This is a genomic window from Rhodococcus sp. NPDC055024 (assembly GCF_053608585.1).
This window is the reverse complement of the sequence record NZ_JBSGVT010000004.1, coordinates 15,595-41,604: the sequence shown is the minus strand read 5'-3', so window position 1 is coordinate 41,604 and position 26,010 is coordinate 15,595. Positions and strand designations below refer to the sequence as shown.

General features: G+C 62.0%; 28 protein-coding genes, 1 pseudogene and 1 riboswitch. Of the genes and pseudogenes, 14 read left to right on the top strand and 15 right to left on the bottom strand.

The features are described 5' to 3' along the window. Positions 1-27: 27 nt before the first annotated feature. From ACWF6P_RS10940 to ACWF6P_RS10930, 3 genes are all read right to left on the bottom strand, one after another. Entirely contained in the window at positions 28-813 is a 786-nt protein-coding gene (locus tag ACWF6P_RS10940) for an amino acid ABC transporter ATP-binding protein (protein WP_020968833.1), read from the bottom strand. After that, complete coding sequence (locus ACWF6P_RS10935; protein WP_378537264.1) at positions 810-1,784, bottom strand: amino acid ABC transporter permease; 975 nt, start codon at positions 1,782-1,784, stop codon at positions 810-812. The genes ACWF6P_RS10940 and ACWF6P_RS10935 overlap by 4 nt, the downstream gene beginning before the upstream one ends. A gap of 124 nt (positions 1,785-1,908) precedes the next feature. After that, a complete protein-coding gene (locus ACWF6P_RS10930; protein ID WP_378537806.1) occupies positions 1,909-1,986 on the bottom strand; it encodes a putative leader peptide in 78 nt (25 codons plus the stop codon). Between the two features lie 7 nt (positions 1,987-1,993). Further along, positions 1,994-2,088: riboswitch (SAM riboswitch) on the bottom strand. 199 nt (positions 2,089-2,287) lie between these two features. On the opposite strand from ACWF6P_RS10930, the gene ACWF6P_RS10925 reads away from it, so the two are divergent. From ACWF6P_RS10925 to ACWF6P_RS10895, 7 genes and pseudogenes are all read left to right on the top strand, one after another. After that, positions 2,288-3,055 carry a sulfite exporter TauE/SafE family protein gene (locus ACWF6P_RS10925; protein WP_452621035.1) on the top strand — a complete coding sequence of 256 codons (768 nt, stop codon included), beginning with the start codon at positions 2,288-2,290 and terminating at the stop codon, positions 3,053-3,055. Positions 3,056-3,092: 37 nt separating this feature from the next. After that, positions 3,093-3,908: an HAD-IIA family hydrolase gene (locus tag ACWF6P_RS10920; RefSeq protein WP_378537262.1), complete on the top strand. Its 816-nt coding sequence runs from the start codon at positions 3,093-3,095 to the stop codon at positions 3,906-3,908. 285 nt (positions 3,909-4,193) lie between these two features. After that, positions 4,194-4,751 carry an alternate-type signal peptide domain-containing protein gene (locus ACWF6P_RS10915; protein ID WP_378548927.1) on the top strand — a complete coding sequence of 186 codons (558 nt, stop codon included), beginning with the start codon at positions 4,194-4,196 and terminating at the stop codon, positions 4,749-4,751. Positions 4,752-4,755: 4 nt separating this feature from the next. Then, complete coding sequence (locus tag ACWF6P_RS10910; protein ID WP_452621034.1) at positions 4,756-5,322, top strand: hypothetical protein; 567 nt, start codon at positions 4,756-4,758, stop codon at positions 5,320-5,322. Beyond that, positions 5,319-5,960: a signal peptidase I gene (locus ACWF6P_RS10905; protein ID WP_452621033.1), complete on the top strand. Its 642-nt coding sequence runs from the start codon at positions 5,319-5,321 to the stop codon at positions 5,958-5,960. The genes ACWF6P_RS10910 and ACWF6P_RS10905 overlap by 4 nt, the downstream gene beginning before the upstream one ends. Then, positions 5,944-6,546 (top strand): SipW-dependent-type signal peptide-containing protein, encoded by a 603-nt coding sequence (locus ACWF6P_RS10900; RefSeq protein WP_378646299.1) that lies wholly within the window; start codon positions 5,944-5,946, stop codon positions 6,544-6,546. The genes ACWF6P_RS10905 and ACWF6P_RS10900 overlap by 17 nt, the downstream gene beginning before the upstream one ends. After that, a pseudogene (locus ACWF6P_RS10895) lies at positions 6,459-6,926 on the top strand (signal peptidase I); the annotation flags it as partial. The gene ACWF6P_RS10900 and the pseudogene ACWF6P_RS10895, both read left to right, overlap by 88 nt. A gap of 587 nt (positions 6,927-7,513) precedes the next feature. Here ACWF6P_RS10895 and ACWF6P_RS10890 read toward each other — a convergent pair. After that, on the bottom strand, positions 7,514-8,011 hold the full coding sequence (locus ACWF6P_RS10890; RefSeq protein ID WP_452621249.1) for a hypothetical protein: 498 nt from the start codon (positions 8,009-8,011) through the stop codon (positions 7,514-7,516). Between ACWF6P_RS10890 and ACWF6P_RS10885 the strand changes: the two genes are divergently transcribed. Together ACWF6P_RS10885 and ACWF6P_RS10880 are read left to right on the top strand one after the other, a co-directional pair. After that, complete coding sequence (locus tag ACWF6P_RS10885; protein ID WP_452621248.1) at positions 7,992-8,189, top strand: hypothetical protein; 198 nt, start codon at positions 7,992-7,994, stop codon at positions 8,187-8,189. The two genes, ACWF6P_RS10890 and ACWF6P_RS10885, sit on opposite strands and share 20 nt — an antisense overlap. After that, positions 8,189-8,785: an alternate-type signal peptide domain-containing protein gene (locus tag ACWF6P_RS10880; RefSeq protein WP_452621032.1), complete on the top strand. Its 597-nt coding sequence runs from the start codon at positions 8,189-8,191 to the stop codon at positions 8,783-8,785. The genes ACWF6P_RS10885 and ACWF6P_RS10880 overlap by 1 nt, the downstream gene beginning before the upstream one ends. A 70-nt stretch (positions 8,786-8,855) precedes the next feature. Here the strand turns inward: ACWF6P_RS10880 and ACWF6P_RS10875 are convergent, their stop codons facing one another. Genes ACWF6P_RS10875 through ACWF6P_RS10865 form a run of 3 tightly spaced genes read right to left on the bottom strand, consistent with a single transcriptional unit; the run spans position 8,856 to position 10,976 of the window. Continuing rightward, positions 8,856-10,079, bottom strand: coding sequence for an O-succinylhomoserine sulfhydrylase (locus tag ACWF6P_RS10875; protein WP_029254764.1), 1,224 nt, complete (start codon positions 10,077-10,079; stop codon positions 8,856-8,858). After that, positions 10,076-10,504 carry a rhodanese-like domain-containing protein gene (locus tag ACWF6P_RS10870; RefSeq protein ID WP_230816478.1) on the bottom strand — a complete coding sequence of 143 codons (429 nt, stop codon included), beginning with the start codon at positions 10,502-10,504 and terminating at the stop codon, positions 10,076-10,078. The genes ACWF6P_RS10875 and ACWF6P_RS10870 overlap by 4 nt, the downstream gene beginning before the upstream one ends. Before the next feature lie 46 nt (positions 10,505-10,550). Continuing rightward, a complete protein-coding gene (locus tag ACWF6P_RS10865; RefSeq protein WP_452621031.1) occupies positions 10,551-10,976 on the bottom strand; it encodes an Rv0361 family membrane protein in 426 nt (141 codons plus the stop codon). Positions 10,977-11,206: 230 nt separating this feature from the next. Between ACWF6P_RS10865 and ACWF6P_RS10860 the strand changes: the two genes are divergently transcribed. Together ACWF6P_RS10860 and ACWF6P_RS10855 are read left to right on the top strand one after the other, a co-directional pair. Further along, positions 11,207-12,604, top strand: a complete 1,398-nt coding sequence (locus ACWF6P_RS10860) for an FAD-dependent oxidoreductase (RefSeq protein WP_230816290.1) — start codon at positions 11,207-11,209, stop codon at positions 12,602-12,604. Positions 12,605-12,713: 109 nt separating this feature from the next. Beyond that, complete coding sequence (locus ACWF6P_RS10855) at positions 12,714-13,553, top strand: amidohydrolase family protein (protein WP_452621030.1); 840 nt, start codon at positions 12,714-12,716, stop codon at positions 13,551-13,553. Here the strand turns inward: ACWF6P_RS10855 and ACWF6P_RS10850 are convergent. From ACWF6P_RS10850 to ACWF6P_RS10825, 6 genes are all read right to left on the bottom strand, one after another. After that, on the bottom strand, positions 13,457-13,939 hold the full coding sequence (locus tag ACWF6P_RS10850; RefSeq protein ID WP_452621029.1) for a DUF456 domain-containing protein: 483 nt from the start codon (positions 13,937-13,939) through the stop codon (positions 13,457-13,459). The two genes, ACWF6P_RS10855 and ACWF6P_RS10850, sit on opposite strands and share 97 nt — an antisense overlap. Further along, the gene (purT, locus tag ACWF6P_RS10845; protein WP_452621028.1) at positions 13,936-15,171 is read right to left on the bottom strand and encodes a formate-dependent phosphoribosylglycinamide formyltransferase; all 1,236 of its coding nucleotides are present in this window, start codon (positions 15,169-15,171) and stop codon (positions 13,936-13,938) included. The genes ACWF6P_RS10850 and purT overlap by 4 nt, the downstream gene beginning before the upstream one ends. Positions 15,172-15,211: 40 nt before the next feature. Further along, entirely contained in the window at positions 15,212-16,717 is a 1,506-nt protein-coding gene (locus ACWF6P_RS10840) for a GGDEF domain-containing protein (RefSeq protein ID WP_452621027.1), read from the bottom strand. A 260-nt stretch (positions 16,718-16,977) separates the two neighbouring features. Beyond that, positions 16,978-17,130 carry a hypothetical protein gene (locus tag ACWF6P_RS10835; RefSeq protein WP_378537228.1) on the bottom strand — a complete coding sequence of 51 codons (153 nt, stop codon included), beginning with the start codon at positions 17,128-17,130 and terminating at the stop codon, positions 16,978-16,980. 361 nt (positions 17,131-17,491) lie between these two features. Next, positions 17,492-17,614, bottom strand: a complete 123-nt coding sequence (locus tag ACWF6P_RS10830) for a hypothetical protein (protein WP_378446996.1) — start codon at positions 17,612-17,614, stop codon at positions 17,492-17,494. 239 nt (positions 17,615-17,853) lie between these two features. Then, positions 17,854-17,976 carry a hypothetical protein gene (locus ACWF6P_RS10825; RefSeq protein WP_378537223.1) on the bottom strand — a complete coding sequence of 41 codons (123 nt, stop codon included), beginning with the start codon at positions 17,974-17,976 and terminating at the stop codon, positions 17,854-17,856. 319 nt (positions 17,977-18,295) lie between these two features. On the opposite strand from ACWF6P_RS10825, the gene ACWF6P_RS10820 reads away from it, so the two are divergent. The 3 genes from ACWF6P_RS10820 to ACWF6P_RS10810 all read left to right on the top strand — a co-directional run bounded on the left by ACWF6P_RS10820 (position 18,296) and on the right by ACWF6P_RS10810 (position 23,300). After that, positions 18,296-20,029: an ABC transporter ATP-binding protein gene (locus ACWF6P_RS10820; RefSeq protein WP_452621026.1), complete on the top strand. Its 1,734-nt coding sequence runs from the start codon at positions 18,296-18,298 to the stop codon at positions 20,027-20,029. Next, positions 20,026-22,092: an ABC transporter ATP-binding protein gene (locus tag ACWF6P_RS10815; protein ID WP_452621025.1), complete on the top strand. Its 2,067-nt coding sequence runs from the start codon at positions 20,026-20,028 to the stop codon at positions 22,090-22,092. The genes ACWF6P_RS10820 and ACWF6P_RS10815 overlap by 4 nt, the downstream gene beginning before the upstream one ends. A 107-nt stretch (positions 22,093-22,199) precedes the next feature. Further along, positions 22,200-23,300, top strand: a complete 1,101-nt coding sequence (locus ACWF6P_RS10810; RefSeq protein WP_452621024.1) for a CaiB/BaiF CoA transferase family protein — start codon at positions 22,200-22,202, stop codon at positions 23,298-23,300. A 59-nt stretch (positions 23,301-23,359) separates the two neighbouring features. Here the strand turns inward: ACWF6P_RS10810 and ACWF6P_RS10805 are convergent, their stop codons facing one another. After that, on the bottom strand, positions 23,360-24,463 hold the full coding sequence (locus tag ACWF6P_RS10805) for a class I SAM-dependent methyltransferase (protein WP_452621023.1): 1,104 nt from the start codon (positions 24,461-24,463) through the stop codon (positions 23,360-23,362). Positions 24,464-24,510: 47 nt separating this feature from the next. Next, complete coding sequence (gene yczR / locus ACWF6P_RS10800; RefSeq protein WP_452621022.1) at positions 24,511-25,986, bottom strand: MocR-like transcription factor YczR; 1,476 nt, start codon at positions 25,984-25,986, stop codon at positions 24,511-24,513. Positions 25,987-26,010 lie beyond the last annotated feature (24 nt).

The window sequence follows — 26,010 nt, the reverse complement described above, 5'->3', positions numbered from 1 at the left end:
TCCTTCCGGGAATGAGTCTGGGTCGCGTCAGAGGACGCGGGAGAGAAACGCTTTGGTCCGTTCGTGGACCGGATTGTCGATCACCTGCGACGGCGGGCCCTGTTCGACGATGACGCCGCCGTCCATGAAGACCGCGGTGTCCGCCACCTCCCGAGCAAATCCGACCTCGTGCGTGACGATCACCAAGGTGGCGCCGTCGCGGGCAAGCTGGGCAAGAACTTCGAGGACTTCGCCGACCAACTCGGGATCGAGCGCCGACGTCGGTTCGTCGAAGAGAATCACAGCCGGACGCAGTGCCAACGCTCGCGCTATCGCTACGCGCTGTTGCTGGCCGCCGGAGAGTTGGCGGGGGTACTCGTCGGCCTTGTCTCCCACTCCCACTCGCTCGAGCAGAGCGCGGGCTTCGCGGTAGACCTCGTCACGGTCTCGTTTCTGGGCCGAGAGCGGTGCTTCCACCACGTTCTCCAGCGCGGTCAGGTGCGGAAACAGGTTGAAGTTCTGGAACACGAATCCGATATGTGAACGCTGCTTCAGGATCTCGCGGTCACGCAGTTCGTGAAGTCGATTTCCCTTGCGCCGGTATCCGATCAGTTCTCCGTCGATCCGTACGGTCCCGCGGTCGACCTTCTCGAGGTGATTGAGGGTGCGCAGCAAGGTGGACTTACCGGAACCGGACGGTCCGAGAATGACGGTCACTTCGCCCTTGCGAACCAGGAGATCAACGCCGGCAAGTACTTCCAGCGTGCCGAACGACTTGTGGATTCCGCGCGCTTCGACGGCGTACACCGTCTCTTCGGCCAATTCTGCGGTCACCGGGTCGCACCTCTCGGAATATCGAGACGCGCATCACGAATCTCTTCGAACTTCTTGCGCGCCTTCTGGATCGGAGTCAAAGGAAGGGCGCGGGCGGATCCACGTGCGTAGTGGCGCTCAACGTAGTACTGACCGATCGAGAGCAACGTCGTGAGGATGATGTACCAGATTGTGGCGACCATCAGCAGGGGCACAACTCGTCCGTTGCGGCCGAATATGACCTGCACCTGGTAGAACAGTTCGGCGATCGCCATGGTGGAGACGATGGACGTTCCCTTGAAGAGTCCGATGACCTCGTTGGCGGCATTGGGGAGGATCGCCCGCATCGCCTGCGGGAGAATGATCTTGAAGAACTGGCGACTGCGCGGAATACCGAGCGAGTGAGCTGCTTCGATCTGACCGTGATCCACCGAGATAATTCCGGAGCGGATGATCTCGGCCGAGTACGCGGCCTGGTGCAGTGCCAAACCGATGACTGCTGCAGTGAATCCACCGATCACACCGCTGACCTGGAAGGTGAAGAACTCCGGTCCGAAAGGTATTCCAAGAGAAAGGGTCTGGTACAGGTACGTGATGTTGAACCAGAAGAGCAGCTGCACGATGAGCGGAATCGAGCGGAAGGCCCAGATGTAGGTCCAGGCGATCACCTGCAGGACCGGATTCTTCGACAACCGGCCGAGTGCGAGGAAAACACCGAGACCGAATCCGAGGATCGTCCCCCACAGGGTCAGTTTGATCGTCATCCACAACGCGGCAAGCACTGATTTCGCGGTGAAGTACTGCGCGAACGTCGGCCAGTCCCAGCCTGGATTGACAACGAGTCCGTGAATGAACTGAGCAAGCAATACCAGCACGACCGCGCTGATCACCCAGCGCAGCGGGTGCCAGGTGCGAGCAACGACAAGTTCCGAGTCGGGAAGTTGCGGCTCGGCCACCGACTTTTCGGGGCGGACATCGGTGGGCGCGCTCACGGCGCACTACCTGACGGAGTGGACATCACGAATAGACCTTTCGGGGAATGGGAACGCAGCTGTGTTCTCGAGGTGGCGTACTCGAGTTGCGAAGACGACGACAGTTCGGTCGGTGACAGTGAGGTCAGAGACAGTGACACGAAGCGGTGCGGCACAGATCGATGTGACGACGCCTGTGCGCAGCGTGCGAAGTGGAACCCATGTGATGCCTTCCATCGGTCCTGGCGGTAGCACCCGCTCCCGATCACTCGGGGGGTTGCTGCGACGTCGACGAGCCAGGTCTCTCGGTCGCTCTGGATGGTGAGCAAAGACTAGACGCGAATTCCCGAGTCGTCAAATGTTGTATTTCCCTGCACCGCAAGGGAAATGAAGGCCGCTTCATGTTGAAATCGCACTGATTTCAACGGTGTCCGAAACCTTGGTCGCCGTGTTCAATGGAGTGTTCGAATCGAGACCGGGACCGCCGTCCGGACTGACTTTTCCTCTGCCGTACCGTCTGCGGAGTGAGTGGAATCGACGCTTTCTTCATCTTGTTGGCCGGCATCGGTGCGGGCGCGATCAATGCCGTCGTCGGCAGTGGAACGCTGATCACGTTTCCCACCCTGGTCGCCTTCGGCATGCCGCCGGTGACCGCGACCATGTCCAACGCAGTCGGGCTCGTCGCCGGCGGGGTTTCGGGCACGTGGGGATACCGGCGTGAGTTGTCCGGGCAGTGGGGTCGTTTGAAGTGGCAGATTCCCGCGTCGCTCGCCGGCGCACTCCTTGGTTCGTGGTTGCTCATGCACCTACCCGAGAAACTGTTCGAGACCATCGTTCCGGTGCTGCTGATCCTGGCTCTCGCACTTGTCCTCCTCCAGCCACGTATCCAGGCGTGGGCGAAGAAGCGTTCCACCGAAGAGACGACGCTGTCCACCAAGAGGCTGATGCTCCTGACCGCGGGCACCTTTGCCGTCGGCATCTACGGCGGCTACTTCACCGCCGCGCAGGGCATCCTCCTCATCGGTGTGATGGGTGCCATCCTCCCGGAAACCCTCCAGCGCATGAACGGCGCGAAGAACCTGCTCTCACTGCTCGTCAACATCGTCGCGGCCGGAATGTACATCACCCTGGCCTTCGACCAGATCAATTGGGCAGCAGCAGGTTTGATCGCTGTCGGCTCACTCGGTGGCGGCGTTCTCGGCGCCCGCTACGGACGACGCCTGTCCCCCACTGCACTGCGATACACGATTGTCGTCGTCGGCCTGATCGGCTTGTGGCGTCTTCTCGCTTGACCGCCCACATCGGGCGGCACCCGCACATACTGGAGATATGACCAGAACAGACGATCAGACCGGTTGGACCTACCTCATGGACATGGACGGGGTTCTCGTCCACGAGGAGCACTTGATACCCGGAGCAGACACGTTCCTGGCAGAACTGGCGTCGAACGACATTCCGTACATGGTGCTCACCAACAACTCCATCCGCACCCCGCGTGACCTGCGAGCACGCCTCCTCAATTCGGGACTCGACATCCCGGAGAAGTCGATCTGGACGTCAGCGCTCGCTACCGCGACCTTCCTGGCCAACCAGCGTCCGGGCGGCAGCGCCTACGTGGTCGGTGAATCGGGCCTGACCACTGCACTGCACGACATCGGCTACGTCCTGACGGACAGCGACCCCGACTACGTCGTCCTCGGCGAGACGCGCACGTACTCCTTCGAGGCGATCACCACGGCCATTCGCCTGGTCGAGCGTGGATCGCGGTTCATCGCCACCAACCCCGACGCCACCGGACCGTCGCGCGACGGCTCTCTCCCGGCCACAGGCTCGGTCGCCGCTCTCATCACCAAGGCAACCGGACGCGATCCCTACTACGTCGGCAAGCCCAACGCCTTGATGATGCGGTCCGCCCTGCGGTCCATCGGCGCTCATTCAGCCAACACGTTGATGATCGGCGACCGCATGGACACCGACATCGTCTGCGGCCTCGAAGCCGGACTGCAGACGATTCTGGTGATGACCGGAATCTCGACCCGCGCGTCGGTGGAGCTCTACCCGTACCGCCCGACCATCGTCCTCGAGTCGGTCGCAGATTTGGTCGGAATGACAACCGATCCATTCCGTAGCAACGCAAACAATTGAAGGAATTGTCAAAAGAATGGAAAGTTGGTAATTAACTGGTAAAAACAGCGAGTTTGCCAGGATCCGACTCGTCCCGTTTGTCCAACTGGACAAACAAACGGTTTTCTTCGCACCAAAATTACATACTGATAGTTATCCGCAGGTCAGAGCCACTTTCAATTCCCCGGACAATGTGGATCACAGTCGAAAAAGAAATTTTGGAAAAGTAGTAACGAATCGTTTGCCGTGGCTGATACTCATGTCTGAACGACCCATTTCGGGTCCCAGACATGAAATGAGATTTTCATGAAGAAGCAGACCAAGGGTGCGATCGCTGCTGCGGCGGCCGGTGCCCTCCTCCTCGGTGGAGCGGGCTCGCTCGCAGTGTGGAGCGATTCGGCCGACGTCAGTGGCGGCGGACCCGTCACGTCCGGCGCACTCGACCTGAGCGCTTGCGCACCGGTTGGCGGCGGTTGGAACTCCCTCAACCCGACGAAGACCGCGATCACCAATATCTCGGCCTACCGCATCGTCACCACTGAGAGCATCGAATACACCTGCGACGTCACGGTGACTGCAGTCGGAGATCGCCTCGCCGCTGTTCTGACCGCCGACACAGCCGGAATCGTTCCAGGTGCCAACAGCGCCGAACTTGCCGCGGCGGTGCAACCGGTTACCACGATCAAGGATGCAGGTGGCAACCCGATCTCCCAGATCACCAAGGTGCAGAACAATACCGTCGTCCACGTCGGGGTCCGTCTCAACTTCACCGATGTGGCCAACCAGGTCGCGCAGAACCAGTCGCTGAACTTGTCGGCACTGAAGCTGGTCGTCACTCAGACAGCACTGACACCGGCCCCGTAATTTCATGAGGAAAAAGGTCTGGGGAGCGATCGCAGTCGCGGTGGCTGCTGTAGCGGTGTTCGCATCGTCGCAGCAGTCGCTCGCGCTGTGGTCCGATTCGGCGAGCGCGAATGGCGGCACGGCAACTGCCGCCAGCGTCAACCTCACGGTTGGTACCTCTACCGGAACCAGTGCGGCGTACCCATTGTCAACGCTGACGACCGGAACGACTCTGGTAGTTCCTGGTAATACGGTGCAAGCGCCGCTGACAGTCAAAAACTCGGGAACCGACCCCTTGCAATGGCGAATGCAGGCGACGACACTACTGACCGAATTCACCCTGACCACATACGGAGTCGCCAACGAAGGCGCCTGCCCGGCTGGAGTGAACACAGCGGCCCCGGCAGTCACCCCCCTGATATCGGGTTCGATGAACGCATCGCTGCAATACCCGGTTTCGCCGGCGTACATGCCGAGTCCGCTGGCCTCGAACGCAACTTACGTCCTGTGTTTACGGCTCACAGTAGGAACTCAGTCGGTCTCCGGAGCAACAAACACCGCTACCTTGACGTTCCAGGCAGGTCCGGTATGACAAAGCACTCCACGAAGCGCGAACATACCGGCCCGCTCTGGTGGATCACCTCGATCGTCAGTTGGACACTGCTGCTGGCAATTTCGGCAGTCATCGTCGCAACCATCGTCGTCCCCTTCTTCGCGGGAGCGCAGCGCTTCACGATTCTGACCGGTTCGATGCGCCCGACGTACAACCCTGGATCACTGGTAGTCGTCAAACCTGTCGATCCGTCCGAACTGGGGATCGGTACACCTATTACGTACCAGCTGGAATCGGGTCAGCCGACCGTCGTCACGCACCGGATCATCGCCACAAGTGAAAACCAGAAGGGTGAACGAACTTTCATCACCCAAGGCGACGCGAACGGTGAGCCTGACGAGAAGGAAGTACGGCCAGTACAGATCCGGGGAAAGGTCTGGTACAGCCTTCCGTATCTCGGCTACGTCAACACTTGGCTCACCGGAGAGCAGCGCACCGTGATCGTGGTGATAGTCGTGACGGCACTACTGCTGTACGCGGCCTACATGATGATCAGCGGCATCCGTGATGGCCGGAAGGAGCGTGCTCGAGCCCGATTGGCTCCTGACCCTGCAACTTTCGCGCCCACAGACTCCGCCCAGATCGAGAAAGGCCAGCACGATGCCCTCGCGCCCTGACCGTCCGGCCCATCGGATTCGTCACCTGTTGACCAGCACTCGCTTTCGCGCGCTGCTCGCTTTGGGGATGGTGCTGGGTGTCGGTGGCGTGACCACACTCGCCGCATGGACATCCTCCGCCACGGCAACCTCGGGCAACATCACGACCGGGTCGATCAATCTGAACTTGAACACCACAACGCAACCCGAGCTGACCACAACACTGAACTTCAGCCAACTCGGCAAAACCGGGATGATTCCGGGAGATTCGAACACCGCGATCCTCAAGGTCAACAATGTCGGTGCTGGGGCGACCCTTCCGCTGAAGTACACGATCACATCCACGAGCAACGGTGCGTTGACGACCTTTTTGCGGATGACGGTGTCGTCGAACGGAACTGTGGCAAACAAGTGTGCCGACGGAACCAATGTGGTGTCCTCCTTACCCCTGACACTGACTTCGAATCAGGCTGTCGGCACCGCCGACCGCCCGCTGGCGGCCGGGGCTACCGAGAATTTGTGTGTCTCCGTTCAGCTTCCCGCGAGCCCCATGCCGCCGAAGAGCAGTTCTTCGAGCATCGTCCTGACCTTCACGGCAAAGGTGTGAGCACAGTGGCCCAACACACGAAGTCACCCTCGAACACTTCAAAGCCCCGCCGCGTTCAGGAGGTCTTGCTTACGCTCGGTGCCCTCGCCGGACTGGTATCGATAGTCTTCTTCGTCGCCGGTCTGGCTTTTGGTATCACTCCTTTGATCTTCAAGAGCGGATCGATGTCTCCCACGATCGATACCGGTGCATTGGCATTCGCGCGTACCGTGCCCGCGTCCGAAGTTCAGGTCGGTGACATCGTCAGCGTGTACGACAGTCAAGGCACGCGCATCACCCATCGCGTCGAAACGATTGATCAGCAAGGCAATAATCTTGCCGTCGCACAACTGCGTGGTGACGCAAATCCGATCACCGATCCTGATCCCTACGTCATCACCGAAGCCGATCGAGTCTTCTTCAGCGTCGATCGTCTCGGCTACGTTGCTGTATGGCTCTCCGGACCGAGTGGTTTCGTGCTCGGCGCGATTGCCGTGTGCGGGCTTTCCTACATTGCGTTTCGTCCGAGGACGAAGCGCAGCAACTCGGGGCCAGGTGAAGATGACACACATGTTGTTGTCGATAGGCCACAACCGAATAATCTGGGCGCAGGTCGCGGCGACTCCCACGCACTCAAGGTGATCATCGCACTGGCAACGGTGGGTCTCAGTGTGGCGGGTATCGCCAACATCGGCGGGACTCAGGCGGGCTTCGCCGGCTCTGCGACGGCGGGGCCCGCTACTTTCACAACTGCCGCAAGCTTTCCCACCCCACCCGCGTCATTGACATGCACAGGAAACGGAACATCCGTAACACTCACCTGGCCCGCGACCGCAGGACAGAGCTACCGAATCATCGTGCGAAATGCAACGAACACCACCCAGCCTCCACTAGTCAGGGACGTCACGAGCGGATCCACGACACTGACGCTTTCGGATCTCCCCAGTGGGGGAATCCTCCTGTCCAACACGAACTATGACGTAGAGGTTCATGCCCTTACGGGAACGGTGGTGACTCCGGAGTACACGGGGTACCGCGTCAGCAGTTCAACAGCTCTCATCCTCTTCAGTTCCGTGTCGTGCGTATCCGGGCCTACGAGTGGTACCACTGCGGTCTCGGCTCTGGCTGCACGTTCTGCGCTCGCGACAGTGGCTCCGAGTTCTCCTACCTCCACTTCCACCACGGCCACCGGTTCCGCGACTTCCTCATCCACAACGCCCACCACGACTTCGGCGCCGACTACGACACCCTCCAGCACTACGGTGGTCTCGACGACCACCTCGTCACCGACTACAACTACGGCGCCCCCGACAACGACATCCACCGCGGCCACGACAACGACAACGACAACGACAACGGTGCCACCAATCACGACCACTCCGAGCGAGGTCCCCGTCGGCGCCCCGGTGACTACTGCCGGTCTCAGCGCACAGAAGCTCTCGACTGCCAGTGGAACCGTTGTGTCCGTGTCGAATTCATCAGGCACTGAAGTCTATCGAGGTACCGTCGACAGCGACGCTGTCCTGCATTGGCTCACCGGTACCGATCAGTTGTATGTGATCACCGCGTCCGGAGTCTCCGTCATCGACAGTTCAACGGGAGTCTGGGCCGAATCTCCTGCCCCGAGCGAACTTCCGGACGAGATCAAGGCGCTGGTGCCGTGATGAAAAAGACGACGAAAGCTGCCATGGCAGTCGCCGCGGCCGGAGCTGTATTGCTCGGTGGTTCGGGCACATTGGCGAAGTGGACCGACAGCGCGACCCTGACAAGCGCCGCTGTGCAATCCGGAACCCTCGATCTGGGTGCGTGTGTGACCACGAACGGCGGCGGTTGGTATTCGCAGATCTACGTCAACGCACCCACCAACCCGAATCCACTCGTGCCTATCCCGAACATCACTACCTATCGACTCAAGCCTGGATTCAACTACACGTATTTCTGCGATTCGAAGGTCTTGGCCACCGGTCCCCGGTTGAGAGCCAATGTGACGGTCGACAAGACCAAGTTGAGTGGCGGGCTCGCGACCGCCAGTGTCGATCTCCGCACCTACGTCACCGATCAGAGCAACAATCTGCTGTACGACAGCACAGCGCCGACGCCTAACCTCATCCCAGTCACGTCGGCATTGAACAACACCAACCTGACGGCGCAGGTGCTGTTCACGATCTACCCGAGCGACACCACGAGCTCAGGACTCACACTGAATACGGCGGCGTTGACAATCGACGTCAAACAATTGGGACTCACGCCCGCGCCGTAGAAAGCCTCGCCCAACTAAGATCGAGGAAGGCGTTCTACGGGTTGCGTTCTACGGGTTGCGTTCTACGGCTTCAGCCGAGGGCTCGCTTCAGATCAGCCAACAGATCGGCAGTGTCCTCGAGCCCCACGGACAAGCGCACCACGCCATCCGTAATACCCACTGCCGCGCGACCTTCCGGCCCCATGGCCCGGTGCGTCGTCGTGGCGGGGTGTGTGATCAAGGACTTGGAGTCACCGAGGTTGTTGGAGATGTCGATGACTCGCAGGCCGTTGAGAACCTCGAATGCCCGCTTCTTGCCCTCACCATCGGGGGCATTGAGCTCGAACGTGACAACGGTTCCACCGCCGCTCATTTGAGACTTCGCGAGCTCGTGCTGCGGGTGCGAAGTCAGGTACGGATACTTGACCCACTTGACGCCGGAGTGCCCTTCGAGGAATTCGGCGATCTCGAGGGCCGAAGCCACGGAGTGCCGAATGCGGACCGGCATCGTCTCGAGACCCTTGAGCAGCGTCCAGGCGTTGAACGGGCTGAGCGCAGGTCCGGTGTGCCGCATCAGTTCTCGAACGGGGCCGCTGATGTACTCCTCGGTTCCGAGGATCGCGCCGCCGAGCACGCGGCCCTGACCGTCGATGTGCTTGGTGCCGGAATACACAACGACGTCGGCACCCAGATCGAGGCTGCGCTGCAGCAGCGGTGTCGCGAAGACGTTGTCCAGCACTACTTTCGCCCCGGCCGCATGAGCAAGCTCCGACACCCGCCGAACGTCGACGAGGGATTGCATCGGGTTGGACGGCGTCTCGAAGAACACCGCCGTGGTGGGCACGGACAGCGCCTCTTCCCACTGCGCGTTGTCCTCGCCGTCGACAAAAACGACCTCGACGCCCCAGCGCGGGAGGATTTCGTTGCACACCACGAAGCAGGATCCGAAAAGGCTGCGCGCGGCAACCAATCGGTCGCCGTTGCCCAACAGCGCACCCAACGCCGTGAAGACGGCCGACATTCCGCTGGCCGTTGCAAAGCAGGCTTCCGCGCCTTCGATCAGACGCAGACGCTCTTCGAACATCTTGACCGTCGGGTTGCCGTAGCGGGAGTAGACAAAGTGATCCACCTCGCCGGTGAAGGCTTGTTCGGCGGCTTCTGCACTCTCGTAAACGAATCCGGAGTTGAGGAACAGCGCTTCGGACGTCTCCTCGAACCCGGTACGCATCAGTCCGCCGCGAACACCGAGAGTGCCGAGACCGACGTCGTCCGGCAGCGCTCGTTGAAATGCGCCACCCTGGGGAATTCCGCTCACTGCTGCCTCCACGGCAAGCCGATGGCCCGCCAACCTACAAGTCCGCGATGTCCGTCGGCACCCAATGCGCCTTCGAACCCGTCGAGCACGTTGAACGACGGGCCGATGCCCGCCGCAGTCGCAGCTTCCGCCGCACCGATGGAACGTTGTCCGGATCGACACAGGAAGATCACCGGACGCTCCGACCCGGAGGAATCGGCGGTGATGCCGGCTTCCTTCAACTGGTCGACGAAGTTGTCATTGCGCGCGCCGGTCGGGTGGCTCACCCATTCGATCAGTGCGGCCTGCTTGCCGAGGGAGGAAACATCGGGGACACCGACGTACTTCCACTCCGCATCGGTCCGCACGTCGACCAGCACGGCGTCGGGGTTTTCGCGGAGCAGCTCCCAGGCTTGCTCCGGCGTCAGATCGCCTGCGTAACTCACGTAGTCCATGTTTTCACAAGACTGCCGTGAGCGCCTGAGTGGGCCGTCAGTTACAGACGACCCAGCGGTTGCCGTCACGGGTCAGTGCCCAGGTCGAGACTCGATCTCCCGCTCCGCCGCCGGTGATCGTCACGTCGGCCCTGCCGCGATCGCCGTTGACCTCGACCTTGTCCACGCCTTTGAGTTCGACGGTCCCGTCCACGCCGGCCAGCGGACCGGTGCTCGAATTGAAGCTCGTGCAAGTCAGGATCTTGATCGTTTCAGCATCATCGCGGTTCTCGGCATCGACGTAGTCGGTGACGGAACGGCTGACACGGTCGGACTCGGTGACGTTCTCCTCCGCCGGCGAAATCCACGACGCGACAAAGATGCCACCCAGAATCAAGGCGACGATGGCGACAGCCAAGAGAAATGGCCCCGCAGACGCCTTCTTGCCATCGATGTTGTCGGATTCGCGAAGCTCGTCACTCATAGTGCCAATACTCCCCCACAACTTGGAATTGTGGCCCGCCAAGGATCAGGCCCCTACCCCGAATACCCGAGACAACGGGAGAATGGGAAGAAAGAATAGGTTTACCCACAACCGATCGAGTGAGAGTGTGGATCCGTTCGGCCGCAACCGAGGCACCGTGCTTAGGTTCGGCTAAATTGGATACTTGTCGATATGTTGTCCGAACTTCGAAGAAGGTAGCTGTCCTCACGATGACTGACTCCAACCGCCCACTCCGGGTCGCGATCGTCGGCGCCGGCCCCGCCGGCATCTACGCCGCCGACGCCCTCATGAAATCCGACACCGCAGTCTCCGGCCGCGGCGTCAGCATCGACCTCTTCGAGCGCATGCCCGCGCCCTTCGGCCTGATTCGTTACGGCGTTGCGCCCGATCATCCGCGCATCAAGGGCATCATCACCGCCCTGCACAAGGTGCTCGACAAGCCTCAGGTACGCCTGCTCGGCAACATCGACTACGGCACCGACATCACCCTCGACGACCTGCAGTCGTTCTACGACGCAGTCATCTTCTCCACCGGCGCCAACGCCGACCGCGCGCTCGGCATCCCGGGTATCGAACTCGACGGCAGCTACGGCGCGGCCGACTTCGTCTCCTGGTACGACGGCCACCCCGACGTACCGCGTACGTGGCCGCTCGAAGCCGAGAAGGTCGCCGTCCTGGGCGTGGGCAACGTTGCACTCGACATCGCCCGCGTCCTCGCCAAGACCGGCGACGAACTGCTGCCCACCGAGATCCCCGCGAACGTCTACGAGGGCCTCAAGAACAACAAGGCCGTCGAGGTTCACGTCTTCGGACGCCGCGGCCCGGCCCAGGCCAAGTTCACGCCTCTCGAACTGCGCGAACTCGACCACTCGCCGACCATCGAGGTCATCGTCGACCCCGAGGACATCGACTACGACGAGGGTTCCGAGCAGGCTCGCCGCAACTCCAAGCAGGTCGACATGGTTGCGAACACCCTGCAGGACTGGGCAATTCGCGACGTCGGAGCTCGCCCGCACAAGCTGTTCCTGCACTTCTTCGAATCTCCCACCGAGATCCTCGGCGAAGACGGCAAGGTCGTCGGCCTGCGCACCGAGCGCACCCAGCTCGACGGCACCGGCAACGTCAAGGGCACCGGCACGTACAAGGACTGGGATGTCCAGGCCGTGTACCGCGCCGTCGGTTACCTCTCGCAGAACGTCACGCAGCTGCCGTTCGACGACCAGGCAGGCACTGTTCCCAATGACGCCGGCCGCGTCGTCGCCGACGACAACGCCGAAGGCGCCGCCCGGTTCATGCCGGCCACGTACGTCACCGGCTGGATCAAGCGCGGCCCCGTCGGCCTCATCGGCCACACCAAGGGTGACGCCAACGAAACCGTCGCGAACCTCCTCGAGGATTCCGTCAACTTCGCCGGCGCCGCGAACCCCGACGAGAACGCCGTCATCGAGTTCCTCGAAGGCAAGCAGGTGCCATACACGACGTGGCAGGGCTGGTACCGCCTCGACGCCCATGAGCGCAGCCTGGGCGAGCCCGAGGGCCGCGAGCGCATCAAGGTCGTCGAGCGTCACGACATGCTGAAGGCTTCCGAGCCCGACCGCACCAACTGAGTGCACAGAAGTAACTGAACAGAAGCCCTCTACCGGCCCGACGCGACCCAGGTCACATCGGGCCGGTGGTGTGTGCAGGCACCCAGGGCAACAGGGCAAAATAGACTCCGTGTTTGACGCCCATGTGCATATCATCGACCCGCGCTTCCCGCTGGTCGAGAATCACGGGTACCTGCCTGAGCCCTTCACCGTTGCCGATTACCGAGCACGAGTTGCGTCGCTGAAGGGCCTGAGTGTGGACGGCGGGGCCGTCGTGACGGCGTCGTACCAGGGCAATGACCAGGAATACCTGAAAGCCGCGCTGTCCGAACTGGGCGAAGGCTGGGTCGGCGTCACTGCTTTGCCACTCGATGCAACGGACGAAGACATCGTTGCTCTGGACGCGCTGGGAGTACGCGCCGTCCGGTTCAACCTGCGCCGCGGCGCCACCGACCTGCGTCTGCTCGCCGATCTCGCCAACCGCGCATTCGATCTGGTCGGCTGGCACGCCGAGTTCTACGTCGATGCCACACTGTTGCTGTCGTTGGAACCTGTTTTCGCCAAATTGCCCGCGGTGAGCATCGATCACCTGGGAATGTCGACGCGCGGATTGCCGTATCTCCTCAACCTCGTCGACCGTGGGGTACGCGTCAAAGCCACCGGGTTCGGCCGCACCACCATCTCCGACGTCAGCGATGTGCTGCGCCAGATCCACGCGGTCAATCCCGCTGCGCTGATGTTCGGTACCGATCTACCCGGTACACGGGCACGTCGAGCTTTCGAGGTCCACGATCTGGACGTGATCGCCGAAGCTGTCGGCGACGACCTGTCCGCGGTGATGTGCGACAACGCCCGCTCCTGGTACCGCTGCGGTCAGGTGAACGCGACGGCGCCCAGCCACAGCCCCGCAGCGATAAGTGCTCCGAACAGTTCCACCAGCATGGACAATCCGACTGCCTTCACCGCGTGAAGCGTCGACGCCCACGCGATGTCGTAGCGGCGCAGTCGCGCTAGTTCGGCGAAGTACGTTCCGACGATGAATCCGAGGAACAACCCCACCACCGGGATCACGAAGAACCCGATGATGCCGACGACGCCGCCGACCACCACCGACAGGTTCGGCACTCCCCCGGACTTCATCCGCTTGCCGGGCCACGTGTACTTCACGATCCCGGTGACCACCAGCGCCAGCGCGGACAATGCGAACACCGTCCACGCCGTCGCGCCACCGGTCATGATCGCCCACACCAGAATTGCGCCGAAAACGAGAAGTGTCCCGGGGAGGATCGGAACGACGACTCCGATCAGACCGACCAGGATGACCAGCCCGACGAGGACCTCGGCCACTGGACTCATCCGACGGGACGCACTTTCGACGCGGCTTCGCGGGCACGGGCGCGTGCGGTCGGGACGTCAGCGGCCGTCGACACCGCAACACCCATGCGACGACGCGTGAAACTCTCCGGCTTGCCGAAGAGACGCAGGTCCGTCTCGGGAACCGCGAGAGCCTCTGCGACACCGTCGAATCCGATCCCCTTTGCCTCCACGCCGCCGTAGATCACCGCCGACGCTCCTGGAGCCGTGAGTGTCGTATCGACCGGCAAGCCCAGGATCGCGCGGGCATGGAGTTCGAACTCCGAAAGTCGCTGCGTACGCAGAGTCACCAAACCGGTGTCATGCGGCCGAGGGCTCACTTCGGAGAAGAAGACGTCGTCGCCCTTCACGAAAAGTTCGACGCCGAAGATGCCTCGCCCGCCCAATGCCGTGGTCACCTTCTCGGCGACGTCCCGGGCCGAAGCGAGGGCAACCGCGGACATCTGCTGCGGTTGCCACGATTCGACGTAGTCGCCGGCATCCTGCAGGTGCCCGATCGGCTCGCAGAACGACGTCTCGACCTCACCGCTCTCGCCGACGGCGCGAACCGTCAATTGCGTTATCTCGTAATCGAAATCGACAAAACCCTCGACAATCACCCGGCCGTGATTCACACGACCTCCGGCCATCGCGTACTCCCATGCCGCGTCGAGATCGTCAGCGGATCGAACCGTCGACTGGCCCTTCCCCGACGAAGACATGACAGGCTTGATCACGCACGGGAAACCGATTCGGTCTGTCGCTGCCTGTACGTCGGCGAGCGAATCCGCGAAGGCGTAAGGCGACGTGGGCAGGCCCAACTCCTCGGCCGCGAGCCGACGGATTCCCTCACGGTTCATCGTGAGCTGGGTGGCGCGCGCGGTCGGAATGACCACCGCGCCTCCACGCTCTTCGACGAGCGCAAGCGCGTCCGTCGCGATGGCCTCGATCTCGGGAACCACGAAGTGTGGCTTTTCCAACTCGATGACGGCAAGCAGCGCTTCCGGATCGGTCATGTCGACGGTGTGAGCGCGGTGAGCCACCTGGTGCCCAGGGGCGTCGGGATACCGATCCACCGCAATCACTTCGACGCCCAGACGCTGCAACGCGATGACAACTTCCTTACCCAACTCACCTGATCCCAACATCATCACGCGGATGGAGTTCTCGGTCAGTGGAGTTCCGAATCGGAGGGGAAGCGTCGGCAGGTGCGAAGGCGTCGAATCAAGCTGCATGGGTGCGACTATATGCCAATCCCGATGCAGGTCAGCGCAGTTATCGGCCGTCCACCACACCTTCGGGGTGAAAACCTCGCCTGATCGTTCGCGGTACGGCAGGTTTGCGATAGGTGCGGGTGACCGTGTCCGGCGCGGAATTCTGTTGCGGCAACGCGTCGTTGCCGACCTGGCGCACTTTGACGAGGTTGCGCCCGGCACGCTTCGCGTCGTACAGAGCCTCGTCCGCGACGCTCATGAGGGTGGACAAGGCGGGCGTCGCGTGATCGACCCACGCGACTCCGACACTGACGGTGCTCGTCACGTCCGATTCGGCCGAGTACTCGACTTGTGCGCCGCGGACGGCCTCGGCGACGTCGACTGCTCGCGTGAGACGGCAGTCCGGAAGCAGAATGGCGAACTCCTCGCCGCCGAGCCTTCCGATCAGATCGCCGTCGGACAATCGGGCAGCGGCCCGTTCGGCGAAGTTCGCGAGAACGCTGTCACCGGTCATATGTCCGTGAGTGTCGTTGATGCTCTTGAAGTGATCCAGGTCGAGCATCAGCAGGCCGATCGGGGACTGTGCGCGGGCCGCGTCTGCAAGTTCCGATTCCGCATGTCCGAGAAAGGCGCCGCGCGAGAGGACCCCGGTCAAATGGTCGAATTCCACCGCGAGAAATAGTTCGCGCTCGGCAGCACGACGTTCCTCGGTCGCACAGGCCACCGCGATCGGCCCCAACGCGATCAACGTGACCGCAATGGACGTGATGACGTCCTCGTTCCAGCTCGAGGCGGCTTGGTCCCCGATGTCGAGTCGACCGCTACCCGCCATCATGAGTGACCACACCGACCAGACCACGGAAACGAAGGCAGTACTCGGGACCGAGATACGAGTGGCACACCAGAGGAGAGCCGGAATCGGCAGGACCAGCGCGATCGGCCCTTCGATGTTGAGGGCGATCGGCACGCAGGCTGCAGTGGCGAGTAGCGGAACGCTCATAGCGGCGACAGTTCTGGCGGTCAGTTTGCTGCGGAACTCGGCAAGACTCGACGGGATGGTGAGAGTGAGAATGAGAGGAAGGACAAGCAGATACGCCATGACCTCGGTAGCACCCCAGTGGACAAAAGTGTCGGTGAAGGACTTACCGCGTAAGAGACGGTCCAAGGCGCCGGCGGTGGCCGCGGTACCAGTCGCCGCGACGAACGAGACGAAGACCATCCACACCAGCGACTGCGAATCGACCAATCGGAACGGAGTGCGCTTCAAGTAGTGCAGAACAAGGACTCCAACCGTCACTCCGGCGAGATTCGCCCCGTTCAACTGCACCGCGAGCGACAGGGAGTTACCGGTTACCAGGTCAGCGCAGACGTATCCGACGGCCGCGGCGATCCACGTCGGCCACTCGATCAGAACCGGCCACCTGACCATCATTCCCAGGAGCAGGGCGTTCGCGCACCAGAACGTCGCGAGCAAACCTGGTGGGCGAGTGAGGATGCCGATCAACGAAGCCACAAGCACGACGGACAGCACGAGGAGCAGGCGCAGAAAGCGACTTTTCCTTGCCATGCGTCACCTCGCGGTCGGCTACCTCGAAAGACAGGAGCACTGGACGTCGCGACACGTTTGCATGCCGTCGACGGCATGTCTGTATGTCGTCGAACCATCGTACGCAGGTGCCCTCACCCGCTGGCCTTCGTTCAATCGCCGAAACACCAACTACGAAAGCCCCCGCAAATACGGGTGCCCTCCGACCACGAGAGTGGACAGAGGGCACCTGCAATGCAATCCGGAGTGCAGAGCCGATTGGACCTGCCGGAAAGGGACGACTATTCGGCGGATCCGCTGGAGAGACCCGAGAGCGAACCGGTGGACGAGCCCGAGCCCTTGCCCTCGCCGGACAGCGATTCGGTGGGAACGGACTTGAGGAAAGCTCCGAGCGCGGTGAGCAGGGGTCCGAGGGTGCTGAGTGATCCGAACATAGGAGTTTCTCCTGTATGTGAGGTGGTGTGATGTTCCAGCGCCAGACCGGCCGCAGGCGGTGACCGGAATGGTTCGGGAACTCCTGCCGCACGGAAAGCGGAACCGCCCCCGAACAACATCCCGAGCTGTGATGTAGCGCACTACCTTGGCGCTGTGTGCATTTATAGACGGACTACTCGCACTTGTCTAGCTATCAGATAGCTACTCTCGTAAACTCTCCGTAACACCTTTCGATATAAGTGCAGTTCAGCAGGCAAATCAGCAAATCGGATCAATTCGAAATGTGATCTAGCTCACATTATTTATGGAAAAAGTGTGGCCCGCAGACAACTACGAGCCACACTTTCGGACAAACGGGACTTACTTGTCAGCTGCCGATCCGGTCCCGGAGGTGAGTGAGCCACCACCGAGAGCCGTGAACAGGTCCTTGAGTACCGGAATGAACGTCTTGACGACGCCGCTGAAGTCTTCGAGTGAACCCATGTCGGGTCTCCTTTTCTCGGGATGCAGTTGAAAGGGTTGGGGACCGATAACTACTCGGCGGCAGAACCAGCCGAGCCTGAGGAATCTGCCGATCCCGCATTGAGCTTGGTCACGAACGCGAGGACGCTTTTGAGGAAGGCGTCGAGATTCTGGATCGAGGTCATGCGATTACTCCTGTGCTTGTTACGAAAGATGGCAGTGTTCGAACGTCAGATGGTCGAACGTCAGTTAGTCGAACGTCAGGAGTTCGAACTGGCCGAATCCAGACCCTGGATGGTCTTTAGCATGTTGACCAGGGGAAGAAGCTGGAGAAGGCCCCAGCCCATGCCGTTGGCCTTGAGAAGGTTTCCGAGGGATCCCATGTTGACTCCTTGCATGAATATCTATGACGCGGCGCACGTTTTGTTCGCTCCGCCCCTCTTTAGCGAAGCTAAATACGTACGTCCAGTTTGTTTCTATTCAAACAAAAACGTGACACATTGGACCAATATGTAAATCCGCAGTTCAGGCGCTGTGACCTGAATCCAATCTCGAACTCAAGTGTGTTCGAGATCACAGTTAATTAGGACAAAAGGATGCAATCGTCAGAGTCGGTGCCGACCTCGACCGCGATCTGTCATACCGTGTGCGTGTGATCAATCGCGAACGAGCGGCAACCCACGCAACTCACCGGGAACCGTCGTGTTAGCAAAACTGCTCAAGGCGTACCTGCCGCCGTACCGCTGGTTGCTTGCCGGAGTCCTCGCACTTCAACTCTTCGGGGCTATCGCGTCGTTGGTCCTGCCCACGCTCAACGCTCGGATCATCGACGACGGCGTCGCCCGCGGCGACACCGGATTCATCATGTCCACCGGCGGGATCATGCTTCTGGTCTCGCTTGCGTCGATCATCGCGTCGGTCGCGTCGACCTATCTGGCTGCAAAATCGTCGATGGGCTTCGGCCACGACGTTCGAGGCGCCTTCTACAAGGCCGTCGGCAGTTTCTCGGATCGCGAATTCAACAGTTTCGGTGCGCCGACGCTGATCACACGAAACACCAACGACGTCCTGCAGATCCAGGCCCTGGTCATGCTTACGTCATCGATGCTCGTCAGTGCCCCACTGATGTGTATCGGCGGCATCATCATGGCGCTGCGCGAGAACCTGCAGATGTCCTGGCTCCTGACGATTTCGGTGCCACTGCTCGGCATCACCGTCTCGGTCGTGGTCGCCAAGCTCATCCCGCACTTCCGGACAATGCAGACGCGGATCGACAACATCAATCGATCACTGCGTGAACAGCTCACCGGCATGCGTGTCATTCGCGCCTTCGTTCGCGAACCTGACGAGACGATCCGCTTCGACAAAGCCAACAAGGAACTGACCGATACCGCGCTCCTCATCGGTCGGTACCAGGCGGTTCTGCTGCCCACCGTCATGTTGATCGCCAACCTGTCGAGCGTCGCGGTGCTGTGGTTCGGCGCGCATCTGGTCGACACCGGTGACATGCAGATCGGTCAGATCAGCGCCTTCCTCGCGTACGTCATGCAGATCCTGATGTCGGTGGTCATGGCAACCATGTTGGCCGTCGTGATTCCGCGCGCGGCCGTGTGCGCCGACCGCATCACGGAGGTGCTCGACACCGAGCCGACCGTGCCTGCGCCCGCCCAACCTCTGCGCCCGACCAGTCCCTATGGTGTTGTCGAGTTCGGAGGAGCCGGATTCACGTATCCGGGAGCAGAAACGCCGGTCCTGTCGAATGTCTCGATGCGATGCATGCCGGGCACGGTCACCGCGATCGTGGGCAGTACCGGCAGTGGCAAATCGACCTTGGTCTCACTCATCCCCCGGCTCTTCGACGTCACGGCCGGCGCTGTCCTGGTCGACGGCTTGGACGTCCGCGGTTGGGATCAGGACGAACTCTTCGCCAACTTCGGATACGTGCCTCAGAAGGCCTACTTGTTCGCCGGCACGATCGCAAGCAATATCCGCTACGGAAACCCCACGGCCACCGACGAAGACATCTGGGCAGCCCTCACCATCGCTCAGGCAGACGACTTCGTCCGGGAACTGTCCGACGGTCTCGAGTCACCCATCGCCCAGGGCGGCGGCAATCTCTCGGGTGGACAAAGACAGCGTCTCGCCATCGCCAGAGCTGTGGTCCGCAGACCCCGGATCTTCGTGTTCGACGATTCGTTCTCCGCACTCGACATGCACACCGACGCTGCAGTCCGGCGCGAACTTCGTACGGTCTCGACGCATTCGACTGTCATCATCGTCGCGCAACGCGTCGCGTCCATCATCGATGCAGACCAGATCATGGTCCTCGAGGACGGCGCTCCTGTCGGCCTCGGCGACCATCAGTTCCTCTTGGCCAACTGTCCGACCTACCAAGAGATCGTGGCTTCCCAGATTCCCGCGGAGATGAGCGCATGACCAGCCCGCAGGACCCGACATGGGGCAGTCCCAACAGCCAGTACTTCGACGATGCGCCGACCGTAGTGTTCGACAAGATCCCGAACGAACCGGAATCCGCAGACGGCGAGGCGAAGTCGAGCAACCCTGAGAAGCCCGACAACGAGCCGAAGCCCGCGCTGACCGCGACGGACACCAAGCCACGCCACTTCAAGGCGACGATGAAGCGGCTTCTCTCGCTTCTGCAGCCACACAAGTTTGCAGTCTGCTGTGTCGTCGTCGCGACGATCGCCAGCATCGCACTCTCCGTCGCAGTGCCGAAGATCCTCGGTCACGCGACGGACCTCATCTTCGCCGGGTTCATCGGCAAGAGCCTGCCGGCCGGACTGACCCGCGATCAGGCATCAGAGGCGATTCGGGCATCAGGAAATTCGACGTTCGCCGACCTCGTCGCCAACTCGACCGACGTCGTTCCCGGTGTAGGTCTGAACTTCGACGCCATCGGCAAGGTCGTCATGCTCGCGATCGGCGTGTATTTGCTCTCGTCGCTGCTGGCCTGGTTGGAAGCATTCCTCCTCAACATCATCGTCCAGAAGACCATCTACAACCTGCGCGCCTCGGTCGAGGCGAAGCTTCACCGCCTGCCCCTTCCGTACTTCGACAAGACACCGCGCGGCGAGATCCTCAGCCGCGTCACCAATGACATCGACAACATCTCGTCGACGCTGTCGTCGACCTTGACCTCACTCCTGACGTCGGTGCTCACCGTCCTCGGTGTTCTGACGATGATGTTCGTCATTTCTCCGATGCTCGCCCTGATCGCGCTGATCGCGGTGCCGGTATCGGTGCTACTCGTTGCCAGGGTCGCCAAGCGCGCACAGGTCTTGTACAAGGCTCAGTGGGCTGAGACGGGCAAGATCAACGCACAGATCGAGGAGAACTACAGCGGTCGCGACCTGGTTCGCGTGTACGGTCACCAGGCCGAAGCCGAGCGTGAGTTCGCCGAGCAGAACAAGAGGCTGCTCGACGCGTCCTTCGGCGCGCAGTTCCTCTCCAGCCTGATCATGCCGGTCATGAACTTCGTCGGAAACATCACCTATGTGCTGCTCGCGGTGGTCGGCGCGCTCAAGGTCGCCAGCGGCAACATGTCGCTCGGTGACGTTCAGGCGTTCATCGTCTACTCACGCCAGTTCAGTCAGCCACTCACGCAGATCGCATCCATGTCGACGAGTCTGCAGTCCGGAGCAGCCTCGGCCGAGCGGGTTTTCGAGCTTCTCGACGAGCCTGAGCAGTCACCCGACATCGACGTGCCGCTACTGCCCGAGCCTGCCGGACGCCATCGCAACGTCGGTCACATCGAATTCGAGAACGTCTCGTTCCGTTACGAGCCGGACAAGCCGCTGATCGAGAACGTGTACCTGACGGCTCGGCCCGGGCAGATGGTCGCCATCGTCGGACCTACCGGCGCCGGCAAGACCACCCTGGTCAACCTGCTCATGCGCTTCTACGAAGTGGACTCGGGCCGAATCACTCTCGACGACGTCGACATCTCACAGATGCGTCGCTCCGACCTGCGCAAGCACGTCGGCATGGTTTTGCAGGACACGTGGCTCTTCGGCGGCACGATCCGCGACAACATCGCGTACGGCCGACTCGACGCCAGCGAATACGAGATCCACGAAGCAGCACGCGCTGCCTTCGTCGACCGCTTTATCCACACGCTCCCGAACGGGTACGACACCGTGCTCGACGAGGAAGCGTCGAACATCAGCTCCGGCGAGAAGCAGCTCATCACGATTGCCCGCGCCTTCCTGTCGGAGCCGTCGCTGCTGATCCTCGACGAGGCGACCAGCTCGGTCGACACACGTACGGAACAACTTGTGCAGCAAGCAATGTCCGCATTGCGCGTCGGGCGTACCAGCTTCATCATCGCGCACCGACTGTCCACTATCCGCAACGCCGATCTGATCGTCGTGATGGAGGCGGGCAAGATCGTCGAGCAGGGCACACACGACGAACTCATCGCAGCAGCGGGCGCGTACTTCCGTCTCTACAACGCCCAGTTCGAGGGTGCCGCCGTCTAGTGATCGGCGCCTCCCTCAGCGGACACAGTGCCCCGGAGCACACCTGATCGATCCGACAGGTTACCGTCGGGTCAGAAGTGTTGTCACCGTCTGAATTGGGAGTGCGTGTGTCTGCAGAAGCTGTGGAGAAGAAGGGCCCGCTCGCGGGCATTCGGATCGTGGAATTCGCTGGATTGGGACCGGGCCCGCACGCCGCGACGCTGTTGGCGGACATGGGCGCCGACATCGTCATCGTGCAGCGCGCAGGGCAGATCCCGCAGGACTCGAACGCAACCGACCAGATCAAGCGCGGCCGCCGCATTGTCGAGGCCAACCTGAAGGACCCGGCAGACGTCGCCAAGGTGCTCGATCTCCTGGGCCGCGCCGACGTGTTGATCGAAGGCTTCCGCCCCGGCGTCATGGAACGTATGGGACTCGGACCCGATGTGGTGTCGGAGCGCAATCCGCGTCTCGTCTACGGCCGCATGACGGGCTGGGGCCAGGAAGGCCCGCTCGCCAACGCAGCCGGTCACGACATCAATTACATCTCTCTGACCGGTGTCCTCAACGCCATCGGACGCAAGGGTGAGCGCCCCGTTCCGCCGCTCAACATGGTCGGCGATTTCGGCGGCGGCTCCATGTTCCTGATCTTCGGCATTCTGTCGGCTCTCGTCGAGCGCTCGACGTCCGGCAAGGGCCAGGTCGTCGACGCGGCGATGGTCGACGGCACGCTGGCGCTCTCACACATGATGTGGGCATTCCGCGGTCGCGGCGTCTGGTCCGACGAGCGCGGCGTCAACCTCCTCGACACCGGTGCCCCGTTCTACGACACCTACGAGACCTCCGACGGTAAGTACATGGCCGTCGGTTCCATCGAACCGCAGTTCTACGCACTGCTGCTCGATGGCCTCGAACTCGATCCCGCGACGCTCCCCCACCAGATGGACACGTCCAAGTGGGACGACATGAAGAAGCTCTTCACCGAAAAGTTCTTGTCCAAGACTCGCGACGAGTGGGCCAAGATCTTCCTCGGCACGGACGCCTGCGTCTCGCCGGTCCTGACATTCGCCGAGGCACCGTCGAACGAACACATCGCGGCTCGCGGTTCGCTCATCGAACTCGACGGCGTCACCCAGCACGCACCGGCGCCGCGCTTCTCGCGCACGCCCACCACGACGCCCGCCGCCCCGGCGCGTGAGGCGACGGATATCGACACGGTCTGGACCTAGGGCCTTCGGCCCCGTGCGTGGTTAAGGAGCCTCGGGACTCTTCAACCGCACACGGGGCGTCAGCCCAACCTGTAGAACCTGAACATCTCGTGCTCGATCGGCAGCACGTCCACCCGCTCGAAACCTGCTGCCTTGGCATAGCTTTCGAGTGTCGAGTGCCTCATCACCGTCCCGGTGCCAATGCTCCCCGGATGCGAAAGACTGTCCGGCAAGCAACAGGTCAGCGAAAAGCCGTACAGCAATTGCTCGATCGGGCCAGCCTCGGGATCGAACGCATCCGCCGTTCGTTCGTCCATCACGATCACCGGAGCGCCCGGCTGGGCGATCGCCCGAGCCGTGGACAGAAATCCCACCGGATCCGGTACGTCGTGAAGGCACTCGAAAGCAAAGACGGCATCGTAGGTCCCGGCATCGGCTCGGCCGTTCTCCGGAGCTTGGCCGGCAACGTCGACCAAAGAGAAATGCACGCGGTCGTCGACCCCACGATCGTGGGCGTTACGACGGGCGGCGTTCACCGAGGCCGCGTCGACGTCGAAGCCGTGCACCTCGATCTTCGGGTAGCCGAGGGCAAGCGCGATCGACGACCAGCCCTCCCCCATTCCGAGATCGGCGACCTGCCCGCCGTCCGAAAGAACGGCATGCAGGTCGGTAACTACCGGCAGGAATTGCTGACAGAGCTGCTGCAGATACATCGGCCGGTTCAGCAGTGCCTGACCCTCGCGAGCGTCGGGTCCCATCGATTCCCACGTCACTCCGCCGCCGTGGCGATAGGCATCCAGTAGACGTGGCATCGACCCCGTCGTCGCGACGAACAGCCTCGCCAACGGTGTCAGGAACAGCAGGTTTTCGTCGTCGACCAACACTTCGGCGTGGGCCGGCGACAGGCTGTACCGACGATTGGCATCCGAATTGACGTCCACATATCCGGCCACTGCCTGCTGCTCGAGCCACTCCCGCGCATACCTTTCGACGGTCCCCGTCCGGTCCGCCAACTCCGTCGACGTGAGCGGGCCGTAATCGCTCAGCGCGCGGTACCAGCCCAAGCGGTCGCCCAGATACACAGCCTGCAGCTCCGAAGCGCCGAGTGTGGCCGCGAACAATCGTTCTGCCAGCGCCTCCGCCGCACTGGTTCCCGCTGCGCCTGTGCCGTTTACCGCCGTCATGCCGACCTCCTGGGTTTCACACCTCTTTCAGGGTGTGTACCCAGTTCTCAGACGACGACCATTCGTTGGTCGGCCGTGTCGCGATCCGTCGCGAGAGTGTCGTATGCAGCGGCGATGGATGCAACTCCGCGAATGAGGTCCTCGGGGGAACGCGCGTACGGCACGCGGATGAATCGTTCGAACGCGCCTTCGACGCCGAAACGGGGGCCGGCAGCGAGGAGCACTCCGAAGTTGGGAGCCACCGCCGCCAATGCCGTCGAGACTGGCGCAGACATACGCATCCACACCGACATTCCGCCGGAGCCGATGGTGGGGAGCCAGTCCGGCAGACGCTCGGCCACTGCACCGAGGAGTACTGCGCGCTGTTCACGCAGAACTTCGCGACGCTGTTCGAGGAGCGAGCGGTCATCGGCGAGCAGGTAGGCGGCCGCAAGCTGATCCATGACGGGAGTACCGAGATCGATCGCGGCACGCGCACCGACCAACTGTGTGATGAGCGCGGCGTCGGCGCGAATCCAGCCGACACGCAGTCCACCCCACAGCGACTTCGCCGTCGAACCGAGCGTCACCACTTCGGTTTTCGCGGCGCCTCGCCCGTGCGAAGCGACCGGCGCCGGCGGTGGTGCGTCGAGCCACAGGTCCACCATCGTCTCGTCGACGACCAGAGTCATCCGCGTTTCGTGCGCGATCTTCGCAAGTTCGGCGCGCCCGGCAGAATCCATGCAGAGTCCGGTCGGGTTGTGGAAATCGGGAATCAGGTACGCCATTCTGGCAGCGGTTTGCCTTGCTGCACTTCGAATCCCGTCGAGGTCCCAGGCTCCGGCTGCCGCGAATTCCGGCCGCACCGGCACCGGGACCGGTCGAGCACCGTTTCGCCGAATCGCTTCCAGCGCATTGGGATACGTCGGATGATCGACCAGCACGCGCTCGCCGGGCGAGGTGAGCACCGAGAGCAACAACCGAAGCGCATGCTGCGCGCCCGAGGTCACCATGATCTGTTCGGCGGCGGTGGGCAGACCTCGCGCTGTGTAACGCTGCGCGATCACGTCACGCAAGTCGCCGATTCCGACCGGTTCCATCCCGTGCGTGGGTAGGTAATTCGGAAGTTCCCGCAGCGCAGACGCATACGCAAGTTCGACTTGAGCCGCGGGAGCTGCCATCGCGGCATAGCTGAGATCCACGACGGGTCCACTGGGCCCCGGTTGATGGGAGCGGAACATCAACCCGTTGGGCTGAGCACCGGCCGGTAAGGCCACCGTGCTCCGCGATCCCTGCCGGCTGATCAGGTACCCCTCGTCGCGCAACACCGAGTACGACGACGTGATCGTGGTTCGGCTGAGTTCGAGCACCGTCGCAAGTTCGCGCTCACTGGGCAACGCGACGCCGAGCGGAACGCGACCGTCGTGCACGAGCAGGCGGATACCGTCGGCAAGCGCACGGTACGCGGGCCTGCGTCCGGACTCTTCCTGCCAGGAGCCGAGATCACGCGCAAGGGAACGGGCACCAAGAACTCGGGTCATCATGCAATCCAGTATCGACAACTTGGC

Bases quoted from the DNA above. Each gene is read 5' to 3' on its own strand.
- ACWF6P_RS10930 (WP_378537806.1), bottom strand. From the start codon at position 1,986: ATGGGTTCCACTTCGCACGCTGCGCACAGGCGTCGTCACATCGATCTG.
- ACWF6P_RS10920 (WP_378537262.1), top strand. From the start codon at position 3,093: ATGACCAGAACAGACGATCAGACCGGTTGGACCTACCTCATGGACATG.
- ACWF6P_RS10915 (WP_378548927.1), top strand. From the start codon at position 4,194: ATGAAGAAGCAGACCAAGGGTGCGATCGCTGCTGCGGCGGCCGGTGCC.
- ACWF6P_RS10910 (WP_452621034.1), top strand. From the start codon at position 4,756: ATGAGGAAAAAGGTCTGGGGAGCGATCGCAGTCGCGGTGGCTGCTGTA.
- ACWF6P_RS10905 (WP_452621033.1), top strand. From the start codon at position 5,319: ATGACAAAGCACTCCACGAAGCGCGAACATACCGGCCCGCTCTGGTGG.
- ACWF6P_RS10900 (WP_378646299.1), top strand. From the start codon at position 5,944: ATGCCCTCGCGCCCTGACCGTCCGGCCCATCGGATTCGTCACCTGTTG.
- ACWF6P_RS10880 (WP_452621032.1), top strand. From the start codon at position 8,189: ATGAAAAAGACGACGAAAGCTGCCATGGCAGTCGCCGCGGCCGGAGCT.
- ACWF6P_RS10865 (WP_452621031.1), bottom strand. From the start codon at position 10,976: ATGAGTGACGAGCTTCGCGAATCCGACAACATCGATGGCAAGAAGGCG.
- ACWF6P_RS10860 (WP_230816290.1), top strand. From the start codon at position 11,207: ATGACTGACTCCAACCGCCCACTCCGGGTCGCGATCGTCGGCGCCGGC.
- ACWF6P_RS10850 (WP_452621029.1), bottom strand. From the start codon at position 13,939: ATGAGTCCAGTGGCCGAGGTCCTCGTCGGGCTGGTCATCCTGGTCGGT.
- purT (WP_452621028.1), bottom strand. From the start codon at position 15,171: ATGCAGCTTGATTCGACGCCTTCGCACCTGCCGACGCTTCCCCTCCGA.
- ACWF6P_RS10840 (WP_452621027.1), bottom strand. From the start codon at position 16,717: ATGGCAAGGAAAAGTCGCTTTCTGCGCCTGCTCCTCGTGCTGTCCGTC.
- ACWF6P_RS10835 (WP_378537228.1), bottom strand. From the start codon at position 17,130: ATGTTCGGATCACTCAGCACCCTCGGACCCCTGCTCACCGCGCTCGGA.
- ACWF6P_RS10830 (WP_378446996.1), bottom strand. From the start codon at position 17,614: ATGGGTTCACTCGAAGACTTCAGCGGCGTCGTCAAGACGTTCATTCCG.
- ACWF6P_RS10825 (WP_378537223.1), bottom strand. From the start codon at position 17,976: ATGGGATCCCTCGGAAACCTTCTCAAGGCCAACGGCATGGGCTGGGGC.
- ACWF6P_RS10815 (WP_452621025.1), top strand. From the start codon at position 20,026: ATGACCAGCCCGCAGGACCCGACATGGGGCAGTCCCAACAGCCAGTAC.
- ACWF6P_RS10805 (WP_452621023.1), bottom strand. From the start codon at position 24,463: ATGACGGCGGTAAACGGCACAGGCGCAGCGGGAACCAGTGCGGCGGAG.
- yczR (WP_452621022.1), bottom strand. From the start codon at position 25,986: ATGATGACCCGAGTTCTTGGTGCCCGTTCCCTTGCGCGTGATCTCGGC.